Consider the following 20,363-nt stretch of genomic DNA (forward strand, 5'->3'; position numbering starts at 1 on the left):
CAAAACGCTCTGCCCCTATGCTGAGGGGCAGAGCACTTTTCCCCGGAGGAAAAAATGTCCGAATGGCTGGAAAACCACCTGCCCAAGGTGGTGCTGGCACCGTCGTTCATCGCCGTATTGATTTTTGTCTACGGATTTATCGGATGGACCGCATGGGTGTCGCTGACCCGATCGAAACTACTGCCGAAATACGAGATCCATGGCTTCATTCAGTATGAACGCCTGTTCGATTCCCCCCGCTGGGATACGGCAATCAACAACCTGTATATCTTTGGCGCGCTGTTCATCGTGATCGCGATGGTGCTGGGGCTGTTGCTGGCCATCCTGCTGGATCAGAAGATCCGCGTCGAAGGGGTCATTCGCACCATCTACCTGTACCCGATGGCACTGTCGATGATCGTGACCGGCACCGCATGGAAGTGGATCCTGAACCCAGGTCTGGGCATTGAATCCATGGTGCAGGGCTGGGGCTTTCCGAATTTCGAATTCGATTGGCTGGTGAACCCCGATTACGCCATCTACACGATCGTGATTGCCGCGATCTGGCAGAGCTCGGGCTTTGTCATGGCGCTGTTTTTGGCCGGGCTTCGTTCGGTGGATGGTGAAATCATCAAGGCCGCACAAGTCGATGGTATCCCCACATGGCGCATCTATACGGCGATCATCATACCGTCGATGGCACCGATCTTCCTGTCTGCCTTCATCGTGCTGGCCCACCTTGCGATCAAAAGCTTTGACCTTGTCATCGCGCTGACAGGTGGTGGTCCGGGATACGCGACTGATCTGCCAGCCACATATATGTATGCCATGGCGTTTTCGCGCGGTGATATTGGTCAGGCGGCGTCTTCCGCAATGATCATGATGCTGGTCGTCTTTGCCATCGTGGTTCCATATCTTTATTCAGAGCTGAGGGCGAAAAATGACTGATCTGTCGATGCCCCAAACCCAAACCCGCTCGCAGAGCGCCACCGGCAAGGTTGCCCTGCGTTGGCTGCTTTACGTCCTGCTGGGCCTGTTCGCGCTGTACTACCTGATGCCGCTGTTCGTGATGTTGACGACATCGCTGAAAAGCCTTGAGGAAATCCGCACCGGGTCCCTGATCTCTCTGCCGCGCGAAGTCAGCTTCGACGCCTGGAAAACCGCATGGTCCGGCGCTTGTACCGGTATCCAGTGCGAAGGTCTGCGGCCTTACTTCTGGAACTCGGTCCTGATCGCGGTGCCTGCAGTGTTTTTGTCCACCCTGATAGGTGCGCTGAACGGTTATGTCGTGGCGCAGTGGCGGTTCAAAGGGGCGAACATCATCTTCTCTCTGATGCTGTTCGGTTGCTTTATCCCGTTCCAGGTTGTCCTGCTGCCAATGGCGCGTCTGCTGGGCATGATGGGGATCGCCGGAACCATTCCGGGCCTGATCTTTGTCCACGTGATCTATGGCCTTGGCTTCACTACGCTGTTCTTCCGCAACTACTATGTCACCATTCCGGCCGAGCTGACCAAAGCCGCCCGGGTCGATGGGGCAGGCTTTCTGCGGATTTTCTGGTCGATCTTCCTGCCGCTGTCACTGCCCATCATCGTTGTGACCGTAATCTGGCAGTTCACGCAGATCTGGAACGACTTCCTGTTCGGTGTGTCGTTCAGCCAGGCGGGCACGCAGCCCGTGACTGTGGCGCTCAACAACATCGTAAACTCCACCACCGGCGTCAAAGAGTACAACGTCGACATGGCCGCCGCGATCATCGCGGGGCTGCCGACGCTGCTCGTCTATGTCGTTGCCGGTAAGTATTTCATCCGCGGCCTGACCGCTGGCTCTGTGAAGGGATAACCCATGGCTCCCATCCTTGATATCAACAAACTCTACAAGAATTACGGTGCAACCGAGATTCTGAAGGACATCAACATCTCGATCGAACCGGGTGATTTCCTGGTGCTGGTCGGCCCCTCGGGCTGCGGTAAATCCACCTTGCTGAACTGTATTGCGGGGTTGGAGGAAATCACCGACGGGACACTGGCGATTGGCGGCAAAGACATGACCCATGTCAGCCCCAAGGACCGCGACATCGCGATGGTGTTCCAATCCTACGCTTTGTATCCGACGATGAGTGTGGCCAAGAACATCACCTTCGGCATGAAGGTGCGCGGGGTCGATCAGGCAACGCAGGAGGCCAAGCTGAACGATGTGGCCTCACTGTTGCAGATCGAGCCGCTGCTGAACCGTCGTCCCAGCCAGCTATCCGGTGGTCAGCGTCAGCGTGTGGCGATGGGCCGAGCGCTGGTGCGTGACCCCAAGCTGTTCCTGTTTGATGAGCCGCTGTCGAACCTCGATGCCAAGCTTCGGGTTGAGATGCGGACCGAGATCAAGAAGCTGCACCAAACCTTGGACGCTTCTATCGTCTACGTGACCCACGATCAGATTGAGGCGATGACGCTGGCCACCAAAATCGTGGTCCTGAAGGGCGGTATCGTACAGCAGATCGGCAGCCCGGCCGAGATCTACAACAATCCGGCCAATCTGTTTGTCGCCGATTTCATGGGCTCGCCGGCAATGAATCTGATCCCTGCGCAGGTCACAAAAAACGGATCGGGTACACAAATCGTCATCTCGCGCGACGCCGGCGAAACGCTGGTTCTGAACGATGCGCGCGATCTGGCGTTGCCCGAGGATGTGATCCTGGGTTTGCGCCCCGAGGATATTGCCGAGGCCGGTTTCCGTGCCGGTGATGGCGTGCAGGAAGCGGCGTGCATGGTCGATATGGTCGAACCCGCAGGGGCCGATACCTACGTCGTCTCAGAACTGGGCGGCAAGCAGGTGACCGCAAGGCTGCACGCGGAAACCAGTGCTCAGGCGGGCAAGATGCTGAACCTGGCCTTCGATATGAGCAAAGTATCTTACTTCGCCAAAGAAACCGGCGAGCGCCTGAATTGAACTAAAAAACGCCGCGCGAACCCTATCGCGCGGCGTTTTTCTTATACTTAACCGGGTTGGCTGACCTTGGTTTAGCCCATGTCCTTGATCAAACGGTTCAGGTCGCCGCCACGGGCGTCCAGCATAGCGCCAACCTCGGTTCGTTCGGTCAGCAGCATATTCACCCCTTCGATGAACATGTTGAAGAACTTGTCGCGGCCTGATTTGTCCGAAACCAGGAATGTCACCTCGAACGGGGACGAGCCCTGCAGCTTAACCGAGGTGCGTACCTCGTAACCGGCCTTGATTTTCCGGGCTTTCCGGACGGTGACTTGCCCACCAATGAATTCGCGGAAACGTCGGCCATACTTGTTCGAGATATAGCCCTGAAACGCTTTGGTGAACTGCTTCAATTGCGACGGGCTGGCCGAACGGGCGTCCGCCCCCAGCACATAACGTGCCATGATCGGCACATCGGCATATTGCACAAAGACCTTTTCGAAATCGCGGATCATCGCCTTTTCGGATTTGCCCGAGGCGATAATGCGGTTGATGTCATCCACGACACTGACGACCAGAGCCTTGGCGCTGGCTTCAGTCTGGGCAAAGGCGGAAAAAGGCAGGGCGGTCAGTGCCAGACCGGCAAGGCCAGTGGCGACAAAACCGCGTCGGTTCATATGGTTACTCGGCATAGGGGTCCTCATAGGGGTCCTCGTATGGGTCTAGATAGGGATCTCTGACAGGGTCGGTCCCATTGTCTGCATAAGGGTCGTCGTAAAGACCCAGATAGGTTTCTTCGTCGTCTCTCGCCAGTTCGAAGCGGCGATTTTGTAGGTAAATGGTCCGCGCCTGCGCATAACTGTCGGCGCTTTCATACAGGATCGAGTCGACCGTGTCCGAAAAACGCCCCCGATCGCCCATCCGGCGCACGACCTCGGCATAGACACCGATATTGTCGACCGGACGGACCGGAGAGAAGTTGATCGGGTTCGAGAACAGGTTGACGATAACGCCAATCGAGTCCCGCTGCGTTGACGGGCCATAGAGCGGCAGCTCGACATAAGCGCCCTCGCCAAAACCCCAGACGTGCAGCGTTTCACCGAAATCGGTATCCACAGGCGGAAGGTTCAGTTCGTCGGCAGGGGCTGACAACCCCAGACCACCAACGGTCGTGTTGATCACAAACTGCAACAATGCGTTGCCCGACTGCTTGAGGTTGCCTTGCAGCAAGTAGTCCACGGCTTGGCCCGGCATCGTCAGGTTTTCGGCAAAATGGTTGAAGCTGGTCACCATCGGGTCGGGCACGATCTTTACGTACCCTTTCGAGGCCGGACGAAACAGAAACCGGTCAACGCCAAGGTTGAATTTGTGGATACCCCGGTTGTTGCGTTCGTACGGATCAAATGCTTCACCCTGCTGAACACCCTCCGGAGGGCGTGTGGTGCAGGCGCTGAGAACTGCCAATACGGACACAACGATCAGGGGTTTTAGGTTGATTCTGCTCAACACGGTCTTTGCCACTCCAAAACGTTCGGACAGTCCGTGCCCGAACACTTAATCAATACTCTCTTTGGCCGTTGTGCCCGGCCTACCCAAAGTCACATAGGCGTTTCGCCACCAATATGAAACAGATAGCGTTTAACCTGCCGAACAGGTCAACGTAAAGTGACACAGGTTCAACAGTTCAGAATAAGAAAAGTTACGCCCACAACCGGTGCAGGTCACATCACCGTTTTCGCACTTTTCGATCCTTGCCTTCCCGGTTAGCTTCGCCCCGACTCAAATTTGGGAGGAGACCTCATGAGCATCGCGGCGAAACTGGAAAGCCTGGGTGTCAACCTACCGGACGCGCCTGCGCCGGCGGCCAACTACGTGCCCTTCGTGCGCGTGGGCAATATCGTCTATGTCTCGGGGCAGATCTCGAAGGCGGATGATCTGATCACTGGCAAGCTGGGCGACGACATGGAAGTCGAAGCAGGCGCTGCTGCGGCCAAGGTTTGTGCGATCAACCTTCTGGCGCAGGTCAAGGCGGCCTGCGGTGGCGATATCGAAAAGTTGGTGCGCGTCATCAAGCTGACCGGGTTTGTGAACTCGACGGCAGATTTTACTGCGCAGCCGCAGGTGATCAACGGCGCGTCGGACTTTTTGGTCGAAGCGCTGGGCGATGCAGGTCGCCATTCGCGTTCGGCCGTCAGTGCGGCGGCACTGCCTTTGGGTGTCGCGGTTGAGATCGAAGGTATCTTCGAAGTTCAATGACGCCCGCGCTACCTGACGTATTCCTTCAAGTCCCGCTGGCGCATCGCGCGCTGCACGACAAACAGGACAACCGCCCGGAAAACAGCCGGGCGGCCATCCGGGCTGCGGTCGACGCCGGTTATGGGATCGAGATTGATCTGCAACGGACCTCGGACAACCGCGCCATGGTGTTTCATGACTATGACATGACCCGCCTGACCGGACAGCCCGGCCCGATCCAACTGATCACGTCGGTTCAGGCATCAGGCACCACGCTGTTGCACGCGGACGATGGTATCCCGACGCTGGATGAGGTGCTGCAAATCGTGTCAGGCAAAGTACCGCTGCTGATCGAATTCAAGGATCAGGACGGCGCGATGGGCACATCCGTGGGCCCGTTGGAACAAGACGCGGTGCGTGCATTGTCAGGTTACGATGGGCCGGTGGCGTTGATGTCGTTCAACCCCAACTCGGTCGCTGAACTGGCGCGGCTGGCACCGCATCTGCCGCGTGGCATCGTGACGGGATCGTACCAGCCCAAGGTCGAACTTTTACCTCAGAGCGTTTGTGACCACCTGCGCGACATTCCGGATTTCGACCGTGTCGGGGCCAGTTTTATCAGCCATGAGGTCGAAGATCTTGACCGCCCCCGCGTGGCCGAACTGAAGGCACGCGGTGTACCGATCCTGTGCTGGACTGTGCGGTCGCCTGAACAAGAGGCAGAGGCCCGCGAAGTTGCGGACAATGTGACCTTCGAAGGGTATCTAGCTGTACAACCGGGTTGAACCAGCCCTGCGACGTCACAGATAAAGATCAGAGGCGGAGGGCAAATGGATCAGGCACAGATCGAGGTTCGGGTGCTGGGCTCGCTGTCGCAGATATCTGCGGCGGAATGGGACAGCTGCGCCTGTCCCGAGGTTGCCGATGGCGGCCGTCCGCTTGATCCGTTCACCACCCACCGGTTTCTGCTTGCGCTTGAACACAGCGGCTCGGTCGGGCGCGGAACGGGCTGGCAACCGCAATACCTGACGGCCTATCTGGAAGGGATGCTGATCGCGGCGGCGCCGATGTATGCCAAATCCCACAGTCAGGGCGAATACATCTTCGACCACAACTGGGCGCATGCCTATGAAGGTGCCGGGGGTCGTTATTATCCCAAGCTGCAGATCGCCGTGCCGTTCACACCCGCAACAGGTCGGCGTTTTCTGGTGCGCCCCGGCTATGAATCGGTTGGCATGTCTGCGCTGGTGCAGGGGGCGGTGCAATTGGCTGCAGACAATCAGGTGTCTTCAGTCCACGCGACGTTCTGCACCGATGCCGAGGCGCTGGCGGGCGAACAGATGGGGCTTATGCTGCGTCAGTCGCAGCAGTTTCACTGGCTGAATGACGAATACCAAGATTTCGACGGATTTCTTGCGGCATTATCGTCGCGCAAGCGCAAGAACATTCGCAAAGAACGCGCGCAGGCCATCGATTTTGGCGGCGAAATCCGCACTCTGACCGGGGATGACCTGCGCCCCGAACACTGGGATGCCTTCTGGCAGTTTTATCAGGACACTGGGTCCCGTAAATGGGGCGTGCCTTATCTGACCCGCCAATTCTTTGATATCGCACATGAAACTATGGCGGACGACATGGCCTTGGTGCTGGCTGAACGGGACGGATACCCCATCGCCGGGGCTTTGAATTTCATCGGCCGCGAAACGCTTTTTGGGCGGTATTGGGGCTGCACTGAACATCACGCCTGCCTGCATTTCGAACTGTGCTATTATAGGGCGATCGACTTTGCCATTGCGGAAGGTCTGGCGCGGGTCGAAGCAGGCGCGCAGGGTGAACATAAGCTGGCGCGCGGTTACTTGCCCACGCGCACGCATAGCTTGCATTGGGTCAACGACCCGGGCTTTGCCGATGCGATCAAGAAATATCTGGACGCCGAGGCCCCCGCAGTGGGAGAAGAGATCGAGATTCTGACGGATTATGGTCCGTTCAGAAAATCGAATCCGGAGGAACAGCAATGACGGAACTATTGTCGACCGAAACTCGCGGCCCTCTTCTTGATCCGCTGTTCGACAACGGCTGGACCATGGTCACCGACCGGGATGCTATCACCAAGACCTTCATTTTCGAGGATTTTGTCCACGCCTTTGGCTGGATGACCCAAGTGGCGATCTTTGCCGAGAAGTGGAACCACCACCCTGAATGGTCAAACGTGTACCGCACGGTCGAAGTGGTCCTGTCCACACATGATGTCGGTGGGTTATCGTCGCTGGACGCCAAATTGGCGCGAAAAATGGACAGCCTCGTTTAACGGTCTCCTCTGGATCCCATGCCGCCGGCCAGAGAAGCTATTTCACCCAGACGACGGAAATCGGCGGGTGTGACCGTGCCGTTGCTGACGTCGATGTCTCGTGGAATACCGGTTGTCCGATTCCCAACCGAACGAACGCTGCGCGCCGCCGGATTGATGTCCAAACATCGCGTATCATAGCACGTCAGGCCCGAAGTACTGATCTGGATCTGGGGCTGTCCGTTCGGTCCGGTCACCACGGGGGCCTGCGGCGTATCACAGGCGGCAAGAAGCCCCAAAATGCCGAAGGCCATCCACTTTTTCATACCACACTCCTATCATTCAGCCCGGTCGTGCGATCAATCCAACTGGCCGTTTCCGTCCTGATCGGCAGCCAGGAAATCATCGCCCATCTGCTGGTCATACTCTGATCGTGAGATAAAGCTGTCGTTGTTGCGGTCAACGTTTTGAAACTGCTTTATGTCCAGAAACGGCTTGGCCTCTTCCAGACCCAGCGTTCCGTTCTTGTCTTCGTCCATGGCCTGAAAGGCATAATCCGAAAAGGCGTTAAACTCGTCCTTGGACAGGAAGCCATCGTTGTTGGAATCAATGGCATTCAGTTCCTTTTCGTGCAGTTCTGCCACTGTTTCCGCCAAGGTTGCACTGGCCAACAGAATGACCGCTGTCGTCAAAATAGCTGTTTTTATCATCATTCTCTCCTCAGCACGCGTAACGCTGGCCCGAGACACCGCCCGCGACGGCCCCCGCTGCGGTCAGGATGTCCTTGCCGGACCCACCGCCGAATTGATTGCCAATGGCCCCGCCGATCAGTGCGCCGCCTAGTGTGCCGCCGAGGCACGCAATCTCATGCTGTCGTGCCTGCTGTTGCTGAGGTGTCGGGGCTGGGCCGCAGGCGGCCAGTGCACCTGCCGAACCCAGAATGACTGTGATGATTTTGAGCTTCATCAAAAAAACTCCCTGAATGAATGGGGCAAGTATCGACCCATCAGGAAGTTGCATCAAGTGAAATAGGGTTAACGTGGCCCCGGTTGTACCGGGGCCCGAGTGACCTAGATGGACTCAAGCAGACCTTCGCCCGCGGAAATCTCGCAGGCACCTGGGTTTTCTTCAAGATTCAATGCAACGACTTTGCCATCTTCGACCAACATCGCATAGCGCTTTGAGCGCGCAAGCAGGCCGACGGGCGGGGCGTCGAAATCCATGCCAATGGCCTTGGTGAATTCGGATGCGGCGTCGGCCAGCATGGTCAGGCCTGCGCCTGTCGCGCCAGTGGCTTCGCCCCACGCGCTCATTACAAAGGGGTCGTTGACCGAGACGCAGATGATCTCGTCCACGCCCTTGGCGTCGAACTGTTCCTTGGTTCGCATAAAGCTGGGCACGTGGGCCGAGTGGCAGGTCGGCGTGAATGCGCCGGGCACAGCAAAGATCACAACTTTGCGGCCTTTGGTCTTGTCTGAAATCCGAACCTCTTCGGGCCCTTCTGCCCCCATTTGAGTCAACGTTGCGTCGGGAAGCGTATCACCGGTTGAAATCATCTTGTTCCTCCTGTCGATTGGATTTGCAGAGTCGGCCTCAGCCGCAATATAGGTGAGCCAGAGAATGAAACCACGGGAATTTGACAGGGCAGGACGAAGATGAGCCATATTGTTGTGATCGGAGCCGGGCAGGCGGGATCATCTCTTGTTGCAAGGCTGCGCAAGGACGGGTTTGAAGGCGATATCACGCTGATCGGTGCCGAGCAGCATCTGCCTTATCAGCGCCCCCCACTGTCCAAAGCTTATCTGCTGGGTGAGATGGAGCTTGAACGCCTGTTCCTGCGCCCCGAAAGTTTCTACGCCGAAAACAACATCACCCTGCGTCTGGGTCAGCGCGTGACCGCGATCGACCCCAAGGCCAAGACTGTTACCCTGAGTGACGAGGTGATTTCATATGACGAACTGGCCCTGACCACCGGTTCTGACCCGCGTTACCTGCCTGCGGCCATTGGAGGTGACCTTGAAGGCGTCCATGTCGTGCGCGACCTGACCCATATCGACGAAATGGAGCCCCGCGTGACGGAAGGTGCGCGCGCTTTGATTGTGGGTGGTGGTTATATCGGGCTTGAAGCGGCTGCCGTTTGCGCCAAACGCGGGGTCAAGGTCACTCTGGTCGAGATGGCGGATCGGATTTTGCAACGTGTCGCGGCACCGGAAACCAGTGATTACTTCCGTGATCTGCATTCCGAATACGGTGCTGACATCCGTGAAGGCGTCGGGCTGGATCGTCTGGTCGGCGAAGACGGCAAGGTCACCGGGGCCGTCCTGACCGATGGCACCAAGCTTGAGGTTGATTTTGTCGTGGTAGGCGTGGGCATCGCACCCTCGACCGAATTGGCCGAGATGGCCGGGTTGGAATTGGACAACGGCATCAAAACGGATGCCCATGGCCGCACCTCTGATCCGGCTATCTGGGCGGCGGGCGATTGCGCGTCGTTCCCACATGATGGCGGCCGTATCCGGCTGGAAAGTGTACCGAATGCCATCGATCAGGCCGAGATTGTTGCTCAGAACATGCTGGGTGCCGCCAAAGACTATGTGGCGACGCCGTGGTTCTGGTCGGACCAGTATGACGTCAAACTACAGATCGCAGGTCTGAACACCGGCTATGACCGCGTGGTGACCCGTAAGGGTGACGGGCAGACGGTGTCCTTCTGGTACTATAAAGGCGATCAGTTGATCGCGGTCGACGCGATGAATGACCCGCGTGCCTATATGGTGGGCAAACGCCTGATCGATGCAGGCAAAACGGCCGACCCGGCGGTCGTGGCCGACCCAGACGCGGACCTGAAGCCGCTGCTCAAAGCGTGAGGATCATCGCCGGAGAGTTCCGCGGCCGCGCCTTGGCCTCGGTCGGCAAAGGCGATGCCGGGGCGCATCTGCGTCCCACCACGGATCGCGTGCGTGAAAGCCTGTTCAATGTACTGAGCCATCAGATCGACTTTGACGGGCTGCGTGTTCTGGACCTGTTTGCCGGCACCGGCGCATTGGGGCTTGAGGCGCTATCGCGAGGCGCGGCGCATGTGACTTTCGTGGATGACGGGCGCGTGGCGCAGGGGCTGATCCGTAAGAACGTTGATCTGACCCACAGCAAGGACCATACCGATCTGATCCGTCGCGACGCGACGCGATTGGGTGACAATCCGGGCACGCCTTGTGATCTTATTTTTCTCGACCCGCCTTACGGCAAAAGCCTGGGACAAAAGGCGCTTGCAACGGTCACTCAAGGGGGATGGCTGGCAAAAGACGCCTTGATCGTCTGGGAAGAAAACGCCCCCATGGAGGCGCCAGAAGGGTTTGACCTGCACAATACGCGAAAATATGGCGACACGCATATTTCGCTGATGTGGCGGACAGAGGTCTGACATGCACGATCTGGTCATTTTCGATTGCGATGGTGTTTTGGTCGACAGTGAGCCCCTGTCCAATCAGGTGATGGTCGCGAACTTTGCCCGACATGGACTGTCCTTGACGGCGGAGGAGTGCCACAGGATTTTCACCGGCAGGACCATGCCGGAAGTGCAAGATATCGCGCGCGATTTGGGGGCCGACCTGCCCGAGAACTGGATTATGGAATTCGATGCCGAAACCGACGCCCGACTGCGTCAGGGTGTTCCTTTGGTTCCGGGTGTAGCGGAATTGCTGACGCTCTTGGATGCACGCGGAATTCCTTTCTGCGTGGCGTCCAATGGCGGGCCTGACAAAATGCGAGTCACGCTGGGGCAGAATGGTCTTTGGGATCGCTTCAAGGATGTGATGTTTTCAGCCTACACTTTGGGAGTCGGTAAGCCTGACCCCACCATGTTCCTTACAGCAGCCCGTCAATTTGAGGCCACCGCGCCAGTTGTAATTGAAGACAGTGCCAGCGGCGTCACCGCAGCAATCCGTGCCAATATGCGCTGCCTGGGCTATGTGCCTGATGGAAAAGGTGCATTTCTGACGGACCTCGGAGCAGAGGTTTTCACCGACATGGCCGAGGTTCCAGCCCTTTTGGGAATTTGACCCGACCGTGATAAGTTCGGCCTATGGACCGCGCTTTGACCCCACCGCTCTGGACCCCTTCAGACGATGCTGAAACCCACACCGGACCCGCGCCCAAGCCGCTGCGCGCGCCTGTGTTCATCCACGACGCGATTACGCCGTGGGGCACGGAGACATTGCTGTTGAAACTGCTGCGCGAGCAGGCCGCCGATCAGGACGAATAGGTCGGATGGAATTTATTGCCCGGTGACAGGGTAAAGATATCGACACCATCAGCCGTCACACCCACAGAGTGTTCGAACTGCGCTGACAGTGACTTGTCGCGGGTCACCGCAGTCCAGTCATCGGCAAGTGTTTTCGTCTCAGGACGGCCAAGGTTCACCATCGGTTCGATGGTGAAGAACATGCCCTCTTCCAGAACCGCGCCAGTGCCCGGACGGCCATAGTGCAGCACGTTTGGCGGCGCGTGGAACACTCGGCCCAGGCCGTGACCACAGAAATCGCGCACGACGCTCATCCGATGCGCCTCGACATATGCCTGAATCGCGTGGCCGATATCACCGAAGGTGTTGCCGGGCTTGACCGCCTCGATGCCTTTGAACAGGGCATCATGTGTCACTTGGACCAGACGCTCAGCCTTGCGGGGCAGTTTGCCCGCAACATACATGCGCGAAGTATCGCCGAACCAGCCGTCTACGATGACCGTAACGTCGATGTTCAGAATGTCGCCATCCTTCAGCTTCTTGTCACCGGGAATGCCATGGCAGACCACGTGATTCACGCTGATACAGCTGGCATGCTGATAGCCCTTGTAGCCAATTGTTGCCGATGTCGCGCCTGCATCCTCGACCATCTGCGTGATCATGCCATCAATCGCGCCAGTGGTCTGGCCCGGAAAGACATGTTCTGCAATATCGTCGAGTATCCGCGCGGCCAAAGCCCCTGCCGCATGCATGCCGGCAAAGTCACCCTGTTCGTAAATGCGGATGCCGTCCTTGGTCAGGCGGCCACGATGTTCTTTCATCGACGCTAAGCTCCAAATGTTGCGCGCAGCCTGCCTTTTACGCTGCTTGTGCAGAAAGTTCCAGAGGGTGCGCGTTTGCGGGTGTTAGATGGCGCGGAATGCCCTCGGATCAAGGCTGCAAAGTCTATCAAATTCGCTCAAAATCATAATTTCAGATAGAATGTTGTTTTATCCCAGTGAGATCGTTTTGGAGGATCGAAATGTCCAGCAATTCTGCCAGTTTTATCGGTGAAATTCCACACCATTACGATCAGGGTCTGGGACCGAACATTTTTGTAGACTATGCCGACAGGTTAACCGGGCTGTGTGGCGGCCTTGAAACGGGTCGCGTTCTGGAGCTTGCCGCAGGAACGGGAATTGTCAGCCGTAAGCTGCGCGGCGCGTTAAACCCGTCTGTCTCGCTGATGGTTACGGACCTTAATCCGCCCATGTTGGAGATTGCAAAAGCCAAGTTCTCCGGCAGTGAGAATGTCGAGTTTGTCCAAGCGAACGCAATGGAACTGCCATTCGAAGACAACAGTTTTGACCTGATCGTTTGCCAGTTCGGCGTGATGTTCTTTCCGGACAAAACCGCGTCATATCGCGAAGCTGCCCGTGTTCTGAAGCCAGGCGGCCGGTACGTGTTCAACGTCTGGAGCGATATGTCCGAAAACCCCTTTTCCGAGACAGCTCACAAAGCAGCGATGACGTTCTTTCCCGAAAACCCACCGGGATTCTACAAGGTCCCGTTCCATTATGGCGACCCCGACATCGTACACGCGGACCTTGCGGCCGCAGGTTGGGAGACCGTTACGCACGAAACCATCAGGTTGAACAAACCAATCGCCGACCTTGAGAAATTTGCGACAGCCCTGGTGTATGGAAATCCGTTGATTGACGAAATCAGAGCGCGCGGAGGTGTCGATCCGGATGCGGTTGTGGCCGAAATGCTGTCGGCGCTGCGGTCCAGATTTGAGGCCAGTGATATGGTGATGCCCCTTTCAGCAACCCAGTTCGAATGCCGAAACAAGGGGTGAACCGGACCTGACGGGGGGCGAGTGACATTATCCGGGCAGGTTAAAATCCCCGAACCGTGTGGTATCCACGCAAACACCGTCTGGCGAAATTTGCGTACCATACACCAATCGTTCGACACCCTTCGCCTGGGCCGTCTCAAATGCCGCCGCATAGGCCGGGTCTATATCCTTCGCCAGTGAGAACCGGTCGCAATCGGTGCGTTGCACCAGATACAACATGATCGCGCGATGTCCTTGGGTCACCATTGCCGTCAGCTCTCCCAGATGTTTGGTACCGCGTGCGGTGACGCTGTCGGGGAACTCTGCCAGATCCGGTTCTCGGGACAGGGTCACGCTTTTGACCTCGACATAGGCGTCAGGCAGGCCAGGTTGCGTCAGCAGAAAATCAATACGGCTGTTTTCGCCGTACTTCACCTCGGGACGGACGGTTTTATAGGCTGCAAGCTCAGGTATTTCACCGGCCTGAAGGGACGCGCGCAGGGCTTTGTTGGGTACTGAGGTGTCAACACCGGTAAAATGCCCGTTCTCATGATCGACCAGACGCCAGCCGTATTTCAGTTTTTTCTTCGGGTCATCGTTGGGTTCCAACCAGATCTTCTCGCCGGGTTCCGCCAGACCCATCATTGACCCCGGATTGGCGCAATGGGCGGTTACTTCACGCCCGTCCTCCAACTGGCAATCGGCCAGAAAGCGTTTGTAGCGGCGGATAAGGCGGGCGGGGATCAATGGGGTGGCAAACTTCATGCCACCCGGCTTACCGCGCCCCCGCCCGCATGGGAAGTGTCAGACGAGGCCTGCCATTACGCCACCATCCACATCCCAGACTGCCCCGGTGACCCAACCTGCATCATCGGACAGAAGATGGGTGACGGTATGCGCCACATCCTCGGGCCGACCGACGCGGCCGATCGGGTGGAAAGCGTCGAAAGCATCGGTCAAGGTCGCCTCGATCTGGTCCGGCGCGATGAAGGCACCATAGATGGGGGTCACCACCACAGCTGGAGAAACCGCATTCACTCGGATCTTATGTTCCGCCAGTTCCATTGCCAGATGCTGCGTCAGGGAATGAAGCCCGGCTTTGGCCATCGAATAGGCCGAGGACGGTGTGGCGCGAACTGCCTGTTTTGCCCACATAGAGCCTATGTTGACGATATTTCCGCCTCCGTTGGCTATCATGTTTTCGACCACGGCCTGAGTGATGAAAAAGGTTGCACGGTTCAGATCCAAATAGCTGTCATAGTCTTCGGCAGTGTGTTCCAGGAACGGTTTTGGCGCAAATGTACCGGCTGCATTCACCAACCCCTGAATGTGACGCGTGTCCGATTTGATCTGTTTGATCAACCTTTCGACGTCTGCCGGGTCACGCAGGTTTGCGCGGTATATGTCCGCTTTGTCGCCAAGTTCCGCTTTCGCCGCGTCCAACTTGCCAGCGGATGACCCGACAAGGGTCACGTGCCCGCCGCTTGCTATGATTTGGCGTGCTGTGGCCAGACCCATTCCGCTGGATCCGCCGACGATAAGTGTTGTTGTCTGTGTCATGATCAGATTCCCTATCTACTGATAGGTAGATATATTGAGTTTGAAATTTGAAATACAACCCCCTATCTAGTGGTAGGTAAATTTTAGATTGATGAGCAGATGCCCAAAACGGAAAAACCCCTGTCAGAAACTGCCAGCCGTATTTTGGATGTGGCCGAGCGTATGGCGCGGCAAGGCGGGTATTATGCCTTCAGTTTTCGCGACATCGCGTCTGAAATCGGCATCAAATCGGCCAGCATTCACTACCATTTTCCCACCAAGGAAGCTTTGGGTGAAGCGCTGGTGACCCGGTACACTGATCGGTTTCTGGGGGCGTTGGGACGGTTGGACGAAGCCACGCCATTGGAATCTCTTGAACAATATGTCGCGGCATATAGACAAGCATTGATCGAACAGGACCTGATGTGCCTTTGCGGTATGTTCGGTGCTGAAATCGCAAGGTTGCCAGACCCGGTCGCCGGACGGACTCGCGAATTTTTTGAGCGCAATCTCGTATGGCTGGAAACGGTTTTCCGGGCTGCTGGTGCCGCAAATCCCGAAGCCCGAGCAGGGGAAACGATTGCCCGTCTGGAAGGGGCAATGATCCTGGCGCGGTCGATGAATGATATGGACCTGTTCCAAAGCGTCACTGCGGATTTGCCTGCCCAAGCGCTGCGGGACTGACAAACGGGCCTTGCGAGGTTCAGCAGGAACGATATCTTGCGGCCTGTGCCATATCAGGAAAGGACAGGTCATGCCGAACCCAACCGCAGCAATGCTTGTGATCGGGGATGAAATCCTGTCGGGACGCACGCGGGATGCGAACATGCATTATCTAGCGCAGGAACTGACAAAGCAGGGCATTGACCTTAAAGAGGTCCGGATGGTCAGCGATGACGCCACTGCTATCGAACAAGCCGTTCGAGCGCTGTCTGAGCAGGTCGATCATGTGTTCACCAGCGGCGGAATAGGCCCGACGCATGACGACATCACGGCCGAATGTATTGCCCGAGCCTTTGGGGCGACGATCGACGTGCGGGATGATGCCCGCGCGTTGCTGGAACGGCACTATGAGAATTCAGGGCTGGAACTGAACGCCGCGCGCCTGCGTATGGCGCGTATTCCGGATGGGGCGACATTGATCGATAATCCCGTTTCGACCGCACCAGGGTTCACGCTTGGGAATGTGCATGTGATGGCGGGTATCCCCACAATCTTTCAGGCCATGGTCGCCAGCGTTCTGCCAAAGCTGACCGGTGGCGATCCCCTGTTGTCGCAAACGCTGCGGATCAATCGGGGTGAAGGTGATATCGCCTCAATCCTCTCGGCTTTGGCTGAGGATTACCCTGATCTCGCCATCGGCAGCTATCCGTTTCAGGTAAATGGTGTATTCGGCTCTAACGTGGTGGTTCGGGGCACGAACGGGTCACAGGTCGATGCGGCCACGACCCGGTTGGCAAAAGAGCTGGAGCTTTGAGCCCGAACTGGGCCGACGTTGTCGACGGCACATGGCCGGCGGCTCGGTCCGAAACAATTGGCCCAATTCGACTGCGACAAGGGTTGGGTGGCGGTTCGCGGGTGTCTGCGGCCAGCGCTGTGGCACTAGCAACCGGCGCTGACATCAAAGCTGCAGAAGAGGCGATGCGCGCGATGGGTCAGCGACCGATTTTCTGCCTGCGACCGGGCGACGAAGGGTTGGATCAGCAGCTTGCGGATCAGGGCTATGACATTCTTGATCCCGTCAACATCTACCAATGCCCGGTCGAGGACCTGACCGATACGCCCATCCCTCGGGTCACCGCCTTTACCATCTGGAGTCCGCTGGCGATCATGAACGAGATCTGGGCGCAGGGCGGGATCGGACCAGAACGGCTGGCCATCATGGACCGCGCCGAGGGGCCGAAAACGGGGATATTCCTACGTCATTCCGATCACCCGGCGGGGACCGGATTTGTCGCCATTCACGACGACGTCGCCATGGTTCATGCGCTGGAAATCTTACCGGCCTATCGCCGTCAGGGCTTGGGAAAGTGGGCCATGCGCGCGGCTGCAATCTGGGCGCAGAAGAACGGCGCAAAAACGCTAAGTGTGATCTGCACCAAAGCTAATAACGGGGCAAATGGTCTCTACCATGCGCTCGGGATGGAGATCACCGGCGAATACCATTACCGTCAGCTTGTCCAAGGAGAGTGACCAACGTGACCGATCAAACCCTGCCCACCGCACTGGACCTGCCGATGGTGGACCCGCTGCCGCCTGAGACGCAGAAGTACTTTGAAATATGTGTCGAAAAACTGGGCTTTGTGCCCAATGTTCTGAAAGCTTATGCGTTCGACATCGACAAGCTGAACGCGTTCACGGCGAACTACAACGATCTGATGCTGGGCGACAGCGGATTGTCAAAACTGGAACGCGAAATGATTGCGGTGGTCGTGTCCGCGATCAACAAGTGCTTTTACTGTTTGGTGGCCCACGGCGCGGCCGTCCGACAATTGTCGGGCAATCCGCAACTGGGCGAGATGCTGGTTATGAACTACCGCGTGGCCCCACTGGACAACCGCCAACGCGCCATGCTGGATTTTGCCGCCAAGATGACGACCGCCAGTACCGAGATCGAAGAACCTGATCGCCAACGTCTGCGCGATGTTGGTTTCAGCGATCGGGACATTTGGGACATTGCCAATGTGACCGGCTTTTTCAACATGTCTAACCGGGTGGCCAGCGCAACAGCGATGGCCCCGAACGACGAATACCATACGCAGGCCCGATGATACGAACCGCAGCCCTTTTTCTGATGATGATGGCCAGTCAGGGTCTTGCACAGAACCTGACGTTGCCCTCTGGCGCACGGCTGGTCAGCGAACGGACGAGTGAATTGGACAGCTATGAGCTGCCAATCGGTCCTTTTGCTGACGGTGCAGTGCCCGCAAGAGAGGTTGAAGGAAAGGTCGAGCGGTTAACCTGGCGGTTGCAATCGGGCTCTAGCACCACGCTGCAATTACTGGCCCCGCTAAGGGACCAGATCGCCGCGCAGGGGTACGAGATCCTGCTTGAGTGTCAGGCCAAAACGTGTGGCGGGTTCGATTTTCGATTTGGCACCGAAGTCGTGCCCACACCGGATATGTATGTGGCCATTCAGGACTATCGCTTTTTGTCCGCCATTCGGGGGGGCAATGTGGTCAGCCTGCTGGTCAGCCGCAATCCGCCTGACGGGTATGTGCAGATGATCCGGGTCACACCGGTGGGTGCAGAGGTTCCACCCCCGCTTGTGATTGACGAGCCGGTCACGTCGCCCAGCGACCTGTTGGCCGAATTGGAACAAAACGGTCACGCAATATTGGAAGATCTTCATTTCCGCACCGGAGAGATGACGTTGGGCGAGGGGCCCTTTGCGTCGCTGAAATTGGTTGCGGAGTTTCTGGACAAAAACCCAAACATCCGGCTGGCACTTGTGGGTCACACGGATGACACGGGCGCGCTGGATGCCAATATCTCGGTCAGTACCGGCCGGGCACAGGCCGTGCGCGACCGGTTGATCCAGGCACATGGGATCGCGGCAGACCGGGTCGAAGCGCGCGGGATCGGCTATCTGGCCCCGCTCACCTCGAATGCCACGCCGGAAGGCCGCGACCTGAATCGCCGGGTCGAGGCGGTCTTGCTGGTCAACTGACGCCAGCGGTGCCGATCAAATCTTGATCTGCAAAAAAAAGGCCCACGCAGTTGGCGCAGGCCGTACAGTTTCACCGAGGTTAATTTACCAGTCCATCGGGCCTTTTTCGTGAAAGGCATCGACGAGAAAATCTATGAATGCCCGAACCTTGGGCTGAGTAAAGCGTCCGGGCGGGTAAACGGCGTAGACGCCCTGAACCTCGTCCGGAAGCGACGGCATAGCGTCCAGTACAGCACCGGATTTCAGCGCATCTGCGTACAGATAGCTGGGCAAATATGCGATCCCCAGACCAGAGATGGCGGCGTTCAACAGGGATTGCCCATCGTTCACGCTCAGCCACCCTGCGGTGCGAACCTGTCTTTTTTCACCCGAAGGCGCGGTCAGCTTCCATACATTGCCAGAGGACTGGCTGGAGTAATGCAGTAGCTTGTGTTCATTCAGTTCGTCAATTTTCTGCGGCCGGCCGAATTTCTCGACATAGCTGGGTGCTGCGACCATCCGCTTGACGGTTTCAGTCAGTTTGCGTGCGCGCAGGGTGCTATCTTCCAGCTCACCGATCCGGACGGCTACATCGAACCCTTCAGAAATCAGCTCGACGTAGCGGTTGTTCAGCACCATGTTCACAGTGATATCAGGATAGGCCGCCAGAAAATCCGACAGAACCGGAGACAGGTGATTGACGCCGAAATCTGTTGCAACGCTGATCCGAAGCAGACCCGAGGGGGCGGATTGCATCGAAGTCACAAGCGCATCAGCTTCGCCCGCATCATTTAGAACGCGCCGTGCGCGATCGTAATATGCCAGGCCAATTTCCGTCGGCGACACGCGCCGGGTCGTGCGGTTCAGCAGCCGTGCGCCCAGACGGGCCTCAAGACTTGAAACATGCTTTGACACGGCCGATTTGGAGATGCCCATTTTCTTGGCCGCATCGGTAAAGCCACCCTGGTCCACCACATTGGCAAAGGCTTCCATTTCGGTCAGTCGGTCCATTCTCATTCCCCAGGTCTTAGTTCTTTTTTCCAACCTGACGTCCAATCTAGGCGGAAACAGGGCGGACATGGGATAATATCAGGGTTTCAATTCGGATCGTTTGCGATTGGGAAACGCGGAAACGATGGTTTCCTAGATTGCCACAAAGCCTGTAAGCCAAGGGTTTTGGGTGATTTCGGCCGGATATGCTAGGATGACAATGGCAAATTTGTGACCACGGAGGAGATCATGAAAGCCATTTATACCATCGCAGCCATATGTCTGTCCGCGACCTTCGCATGGGCTGGTGGCGAGACGCCGTCGAACCCGGACGCTCGGGTCTATTTTGTAAACCTGTCGGACGGCGACACGGTTTCATCGCCGGTGACCGTGGTCTTTGGGTTAAGCGGGATGGGCGTGGCCCCCGCTGGAACCGAGGCGGAAAACACCGGACATCACCATTTGCTGATCGACCGCCCGCCCATTGGTGAAGGCGAGGACGGTGTGGATGAGCTGGCTTATGGTTTGCCTGCGGACGACAACCATCTACATTTTGGTGGGGGGCAGACCGAGGTGACTACGGAATTGGCCCCAGGAGCGCACACGCTGCAATTGGTGCTGGGCGACGCCGGGCATGTGCCACATTCCCCGCCTATTGTGTCCCAGGTAATTACGATTACGGTCGAGTAACCGACGTGCCTTTACGGC

At 57.4% G+C, this 20,363-nt stretch carries 28 protein-coding genes; 18 read left to right on the forward strand and 10 right to left on the reverse strand.

Annotated features, from left to right (window positions below; all coding sequences use genetic code 11):
* The first annotated feature begins 54 nt into the window (after positions 1-54).
* The 3 genes from AC2FGC_RS11130 to AC2FGC_RS11140 are packed head-to-tail and all read left to right on the forward strand — an operon-like array spanning position 55 to position 2,920.
* Entirely contained in the window at positions 55-927 is an 873-nt protein-coding gene (locus tag AC2FGC_RS11130; RefSeq protein ID WP_058275014.1) for a carbohydrate ABC transporter permease, read from the forward strand.
* Complete coding sequence (locus tag AC2FGC_RS11135; RefSeq protein ID WP_496726406.1) at positions 920-1,819, forward strand: carbohydrate ABC transporter permease; 900 nt, start codon at positions 920-922, stop codon at positions 1,817-1,819. The genes AC2FGC_RS11130 and AC2FGC_RS11135 overlap by 8 nt, the downstream gene beginning before the upstream one ends.
* A 3-nt stretch (positions 1,820-1,822) precedes the next feature.
* Positions 1,823-2,920: an ABC transporter ATP-binding protein gene (locus AC2FGC_RS11140; protein WP_058275012.1), complete on the forward strand. Its 1,098-nt coding sequence runs from the start codon at positions 1,823-1,825 to the stop codon at positions 2,918-2,920.
* A 71-nt stretch (positions 2,921-2,991) separates the two neighbouring features.
* Here the strand turns inward: AC2FGC_RS11140 and AC2FGC_RS11145 are convergent, their stop codons facing one another.
* Complete coding sequence (locus AC2FGC_RS11145; protein WP_496726405.1) at positions 2,992-3,591, reverse strand: MlaC/ttg2D family ABC transporter substrate-binding protein; 600 nt, start codon at positions 3,589-3,591, stop codon at positions 2,992-2,994.
* On the reverse strand, positions 3,581-4,408 hold the full coding sequence (locus tag AC2FGC_RS11150; RefSeq protein WP_282119606.1) for an MlaA family lipoprotein: 828 nt from the start codon (positions 4,406-4,408) through the stop codon (positions 3,581-3,583). The genes AC2FGC_RS11145 and AC2FGC_RS11150 overlap by 11 nt, the downstream gene beginning before the upstream one ends.
* A gap of 291 nt (positions 4,409-4,699) precedes the next feature.
* Here AC2FGC_RS11150 and AC2FGC_RS11155 point away from each other — a divergent pair, with 291 nt between their 5' ends.
* The 4 genes from AC2FGC_RS11155 to AC2FGC_RS11170 are packed head-to-tail and all read left to right on the forward strand — an operon-like array spanning position 4,700 to position 7,442.
* Positions 4,700-5,155 carry a RidA family protein gene (locus tag AC2FGC_RS11155; protein WP_496721130.1) on the forward strand — a complete coding sequence of 152 codons (456 nt, stop codon included), beginning with the start codon at positions 4,700-4,702 and terminating at the stop codon, positions 5,153-5,155.
* Complete coding sequence (locus tag AC2FGC_RS11160; protein ID WP_496726404.1) at positions 5,152-5,919, forward strand: glycerophosphodiester phosphodiesterase family protein; 768 nt, start codon at positions 5,152-5,154, stop codon at positions 5,917-5,919. The genes AC2FGC_RS11155 and AC2FGC_RS11160 overlap by 4 nt, the downstream gene beginning before the upstream one ends.
* Positions 5,920-5,964: 45 nt before the next feature.
* Positions 5,965-7,152 carry a GNAT family N-acetyltransferase gene (locus tag AC2FGC_RS11165; protein WP_496726403.1) on the forward strand — a complete coding sequence of 396 codons (1,188 nt, stop codon included), beginning with the start codon at positions 5,965-5,967 and terminating at the stop codon, positions 7,150-7,152.
* Positions 7,149-7,442 carry a 4a-hydroxytetrahydrobiopterin dehydratase gene (locus tag AC2FGC_RS11170; RefSeq protein ID WP_170411625.1) on the forward strand — a complete coding sequence of 98 codons (294 nt, stop codon included), beginning with the start codon at positions 7,149-7,151 and terminating at the stop codon, positions 7,440-7,442. Before AC2FGC_RS11165 ends, AC2FGC_RS11170 begins: the two co-directional genes overlap by 4 nt.
* Here AC2FGC_RS11170 and AC2FGC_RS11175 read toward each other — a convergent pair.
* From AC2FGC_RS11175 to AC2FGC_RS11190, 4 genes are all read right to left on the reverse strand, one after another.
* On the reverse strand, positions 7,439-7,747 hold the full coding sequence (locus tag AC2FGC_RS11175; RefSeq protein ID WP_496726402.1) for a hypothetical protein: 309 nt from the start codon (positions 7,745-7,747) through the stop codon (positions 7,439-7,441). The two genes, AC2FGC_RS11170 and AC2FGC_RS11175, sit on opposite strands and share 4 nt — an antisense overlap.
* 33 nt (positions 7,748-7,780) lie before the next feature.
* Positions 7,781-8,131 (reverse strand): EF-hand domain-containing protein, encoded by a 351-nt coding sequence (locus AC2FGC_RS11180; RefSeq protein ID WP_496726401.1) that lies wholly within the window; start codon positions 8,129-8,131, stop codon positions 7,781-7,783.
* Positions 8,132-8,141: 10 nt separating this feature from the next.
* Positions 8,142-8,387: a glycine zipper 2TM domain-containing protein gene (locus AC2FGC_RS11185; protein ID WP_496726400.1), complete on the reverse strand. Its 246-nt coding sequence runs from the start codon at positions 8,385-8,387 to the stop codon at positions 8,142-8,144.
* Between the two features lie 104 nt (positions 8,388-8,491).
* Positions 8,492-8,977, reverse strand: coding sequence for a peroxiredoxin (locus AC2FGC_RS11190; protein ID WP_496726399.1), 486 nt, complete (start codon positions 8,975-8,977; stop codon positions 8,492-8,494).
* A gap of 99 nt (positions 8,978-9,076) precedes the next feature.
* Here AC2FGC_RS11190 and AC2FGC_RS11195 point away from each other — a divergent pair, with 99 nt between their 5' ends.
* The 4 genes from AC2FGC_RS11195 to AC2FGC_RS11210 are packed head-to-tail and all read left to right on the forward strand — an operon-like array spanning position 9,077 to position 11,682.
* A complete protein-coding gene (locus tag AC2FGC_RS11195; RefSeq protein ID WP_496726398.1) occupies positions 9,077-10,288 on the forward strand; it encodes an NAD(P)/FAD-dependent oxidoreductase in 1,212 nt (403 codons plus the stop codon).
* Entirely contained in the window at positions 10,285-10,842 is a 558-nt protein-coding gene (rsmD, locus tag AC2FGC_RS11200) for a 16S rRNA (guanine(966)-N(2))-methyltransferase RsmD (protein WP_496726397.1), read from the forward strand. The genes AC2FGC_RS11195 and rsmD overlap by 4 nt, the downstream gene beginning before the upstream one ends.
* Position 10,843: 1 nt before the next feature.
* Positions 10,844-11,479 carry an HAD family hydrolase gene (locus AC2FGC_RS11205; protein ID WP_496782340.1) on the forward strand — a complete coding sequence of 212 codons (636 nt, stop codon included), beginning with the start codon at positions 10,844-10,846 and terminating at the stop codon, positions 11,477-11,479.
* Between the two features lie 35 nt (positions 11,480-11,514).
* Positions 11,515-11,682 (forward strand): hypothetical protein, encoded by a 168-nt coding sequence (locus AC2FGC_RS11210; protein WP_496782342.1) that lies wholly within the window; start codon positions 11,515-11,517, stop codon positions 11,680-11,682.
* On the opposite strand, the gene map is transcribed toward AC2FGC_RS11210, so the two are convergent.
* The gene (map, locus tag AC2FGC_RS11215; protein ID WP_058274999.1) at positions 11,670-12,482 is read right to left on the reverse strand and encodes a type I methionyl aminopeptidase; all 813 of its coding nucleotides are present in this window, start codon (positions 12,480-12,482) and stop codon (positions 11,670-11,672) included. The genes AC2FGC_RS11210 and map overlap by 13 nt on opposite strands.
* 200 nt (positions 12,483-12,682) lie before the next feature.
* On the opposite strand from map, the gene AC2FGC_RS11220 reads away from it, so the two are divergent.
* On the forward strand, positions 12,683-13,498 hold the full coding sequence (locus AC2FGC_RS11220) for a class I SAM-dependent methyltransferase (protein ID WP_496782344.1): 816 nt from the start codon (positions 12,683-12,685) through the stop codon (positions 13,496-13,498).
* Positions 13,499-13,525: 27 nt separating this feature from the next.
* Here the strand turns inward: AC2FGC_RS11220 and sfsA are convergent, their stop codons facing one another.
* Together sfsA and AC2FGC_RS11230 are read right to left on the reverse strand one after the other, a co-directional pair.
* Positions 13,526-14,242 (reverse strand): DNA/RNA nuclease SfsA, encoded by a 717-nt coding sequence (gene sfsA, locus AC2FGC_RS11225; RefSeq protein ID WP_496782346.1) that lies wholly within the window; start codon positions 14,240-14,242, stop codon positions 13,526-13,528.
* 39 nt (positions 14,243-14,281) lie between these two features.
* Positions 14,282-15,037: an SDR family NAD(P)-dependent oxidoreductase gene (locus tag AC2FGC_RS11230; RefSeq protein WP_496782347.1), complete on the reverse strand. Its 756-nt coding sequence runs from the start codon at positions 15,035-15,037 to the stop codon at positions 14,282-14,284.
* Between the two features lie 99 nt (positions 15,038-15,136).
* Between AC2FGC_RS11230 and AC2FGC_RS11235 the strand changes: the two genes are divergently transcribed.
* The 5 genes from AC2FGC_RS11235 to AC2FGC_RS11255 all read left to right on the forward strand — a co-directional run bounded on the left by AC2FGC_RS11235 (position 15,137) and on the right by AC2FGC_RS11255 (position 18,686).
* Positions 15,137-15,700 (forward strand): TetR/AcrR family transcriptional regulator, encoded by a 564-nt coding sequence (locus AC2FGC_RS11235; protein ID WP_496726390.1) that lies wholly within the window; start codon positions 15,137-15,139, stop codon positions 15,698-15,700.
* 70 nt (positions 15,701-15,770) lie between these two features.
* The gene (locus tag AC2FGC_RS11240) at positions 15,771-16,493 is read left to right on the forward strand and encodes a competence/damage-inducible protein A (RefSeq protein ID WP_496726389.1); all 723 of its coding nucleotides are present in this window, start codon (positions 15,771-15,773) and stop codon (positions 16,491-16,493) included.
* Entirely contained in the window at positions 16,490-17,209 is a 720-nt protein-coding gene (locus AC2FGC_RS11245; protein ID WP_496726388.1) for a GNAT family N-acetyltransferase, read from the forward strand. The genes AC2FGC_RS11240 and AC2FGC_RS11245 overlap by 4 nt, the downstream gene beginning before the upstream one ends.
* Before the next feature lie 5 nt (positions 17,210-17,214).
* Positions 17,215-17,787: a peroxidase-related enzyme gene (locus tag AC2FGC_RS11250; protein WP_496726387.1), complete on the forward strand. Its 573-nt coding sequence runs from the start codon at positions 17,215-17,217 to the stop codon at positions 17,785-17,787.
* Positions 17,784-18,686: an OmpA family protein gene (locus AC2FGC_RS11255; RefSeq protein WP_496726386.1), complete on the forward strand. Its 903-nt coding sequence runs from the start codon at positions 17,784-17,786 to the stop codon at positions 18,684-18,686. Before AC2FGC_RS11250 ends, AC2FGC_RS11255 begins: the two co-directional genes overlap by 4 nt.
* Positions 18,687-18,770: 84 nt before the next feature.
* Here AC2FGC_RS11255 and AC2FGC_RS11260 read toward each other — a convergent pair whose 3' ends face one another.
* Positions 18,771-19,676 (reverse strand): LysR family transcriptional regulator, encoded by a 906-nt coding sequence (locus tag AC2FGC_RS11260; protein WP_496726385.1) that lies wholly within the window; start codon positions 19,674-19,676, stop codon positions 18,771-18,773.
* A 228-nt stretch (positions 19,677-19,904) separates the two neighbouring features.
* Here AC2FGC_RS11260 and AC2FGC_RS11265 point away from each other — a divergent pair, with 228 nt between their 5' ends.
* Positions 19,905-20,345: a DUF4399 domain-containing protein gene (locus AC2FGC_RS11265; RefSeq protein WP_496726384.1), complete on the forward strand. Its 441-nt coding sequence runs from the start codon at positions 19,905-19,907 to the stop codon at positions 20,343-20,345.
* Positions 20,346-20,363 lie beyond the last annotated feature (18 nt).

Source organism: Ruegeria sp. CDSC054, from assembly GCF_059610645.1.

Excerpts from the sequence above, each read along its gene's own strand:
- AC2FGC_RS11130 (WP_058275014.1), top strand. The coding sequence starts at position 55 with ATGTCCGAATGGCTGGAAAACCACCTGCCCAAGGTGGTGCTGGCACCG.
- AC2FGC_RS11135 (WP_496726406.1), top strand. The coding sequence starts at position 920 with ATGACTGATCTGTCGATGCCCCAAACCCAAACCCGCTCGCAGAGCGCC.
- AC2FGC_RS11140 (WP_058275012.1), top strand. The coding sequence starts at position 1,823 with ATGGCTCCCATCCTTGATATCAACAAACTCTACAAGAATTACGGTGCA.
- AC2FGC_RS11145 (WP_496726405.1), bottom strand. The coding sequence starts at position 3,591 with ATGCCGAGTAACCATATGAACCGACGCGGTTTTGTCGCCACTGGCCTT.
- AC2FGC_RS11155 (WP_496721130.1), top strand. The coding sequence starts at position 4,700 with ATGAGCATCGCGGCGAAACTGGAAAGCCTGGGTGTCAACCTACCGGAC.
- AC2FGC_RS11160 (WP_496726404.1), top strand. The coding sequence starts at position 5,152 with ATGACGCCCGCGCTACCTGACGTATTCCTTCAAGTCCCGCTGGCGCAT.
- AC2FGC_RS11165 (WP_496726403.1), top strand. The coding sequence starts at position 5,965 with ATGGATCAGGCACAGATCGAGGTTCGGGTGCTGGGCTCGCTGTCGCAG.
- AC2FGC_RS11170 (WP_170411625.1), top strand. The coding sequence starts at position 7,149 with ATGACGGAACTATTGTCGACCGAAACTCGCGGCCCTCTTCTTGATCCG.
- AC2FGC_RS11175 (WP_496726402.1), bottom strand. The coding sequence starts at position 7,747 with ATGAAAAAGTGGATGGCCTTCGGCATTTTGGGGCTTCTTGCCGCCTGT.
- AC2FGC_RS11180 (WP_496726401.1), bottom strand. The coding sequence starts at position 8,131 with ATGATAAAAACAGCTATTTTGACGACAGCGGTCATTCTGTTGGCCAGT.
- AC2FGC_RS11185 (WP_496726400.1), bottom strand. The coding sequence starts at position 8,387 with ATGAAGCTCAAAATCATCACAGTCATTCTGGGTTCGGCAGGTGCACTG.
- AC2FGC_RS11190 (WP_496726399.1), bottom strand. The coding sequence starts at position 8,977 with ATGATTTCAACCGGTGATACGCTTCCCGACGCAACGTTGACTCAAATG.
- AC2FGC_RS11195 (WP_496726398.1), top strand. The coding sequence starts at position 9,077 with ATGAGCCATATTGTTGTGATCGGAGCCGGGCAGGCGGGATCATCTCTT.
- AC2FGC_RS11205 (WP_496782340.1), top strand. The coding sequence starts at position 10,844 with ATGCACGATCTGGTCATTTTCGATTGCGATGGTGTTTTGGTCGACAGT.
- map (WP_058274999.1), bottom strand. The coding sequence starts at position 12,482 with ATGAAAGAACATCGTGGCCGCCTGACCAAGGACGGCATCCGCATTTAC.
- AC2FGC_RS11220 (WP_496782344.1), top strand. The coding sequence starts at position 12,683 with ATGTCCAGCAATTCTGCCAGTTTTATCGGTGAAATTCCACACCATTAC.
- sfsA (WP_496782346.1), bottom strand. The coding sequence starts at position 14,242 with ATGAAGTTTGCCACCCCATTGATCCCCGCCCGCCTTATCCGCCGCTAC.
- AC2FGC_RS11230 (WP_496782347.1), bottom strand. The coding sequence starts at position 15,037 with ATGACACAGACAACAACACTTATCGTCGGCGGATCCAGCGGAATGGGT.
- AC2FGC_RS11235 (WP_496726390.1), top strand. The coding sequence starts at position 15,137 with ATGCCCAAAACGGAAAAACCCCTGTCAGAAACTGCCAGCCGTATTTTG.
- AC2FGC_RS11240 (WP_496726389.1), top strand. The coding sequence starts at position 15,771 with ATGCCGAACCCAACCGCAGCAATGCTTGTGATCGGGGATGAAATCCTG.
- AC2FGC_RS11255 (WP_496726386.1), top strand. The coding sequence starts at position 17,784 with ATGATACGAACCGCAGCCCTTTTTCTGATGATGATGGCCAGTCAGGGT.
- AC2FGC_RS11260 (WP_496726385.1), bottom strand. The coding sequence starts at position 19,676 with ATGGACCGACTGACCGAAATGGAAGCCTTTGCCAATGTGGTGGACCAG.
- AC2FGC_RS11265 (WP_496726384.1), top strand. The coding sequence starts at position 19,905 with ATGAAAGCCATTTATACCATCGCAGCCATATGTCTGTCCGCGACCTTC.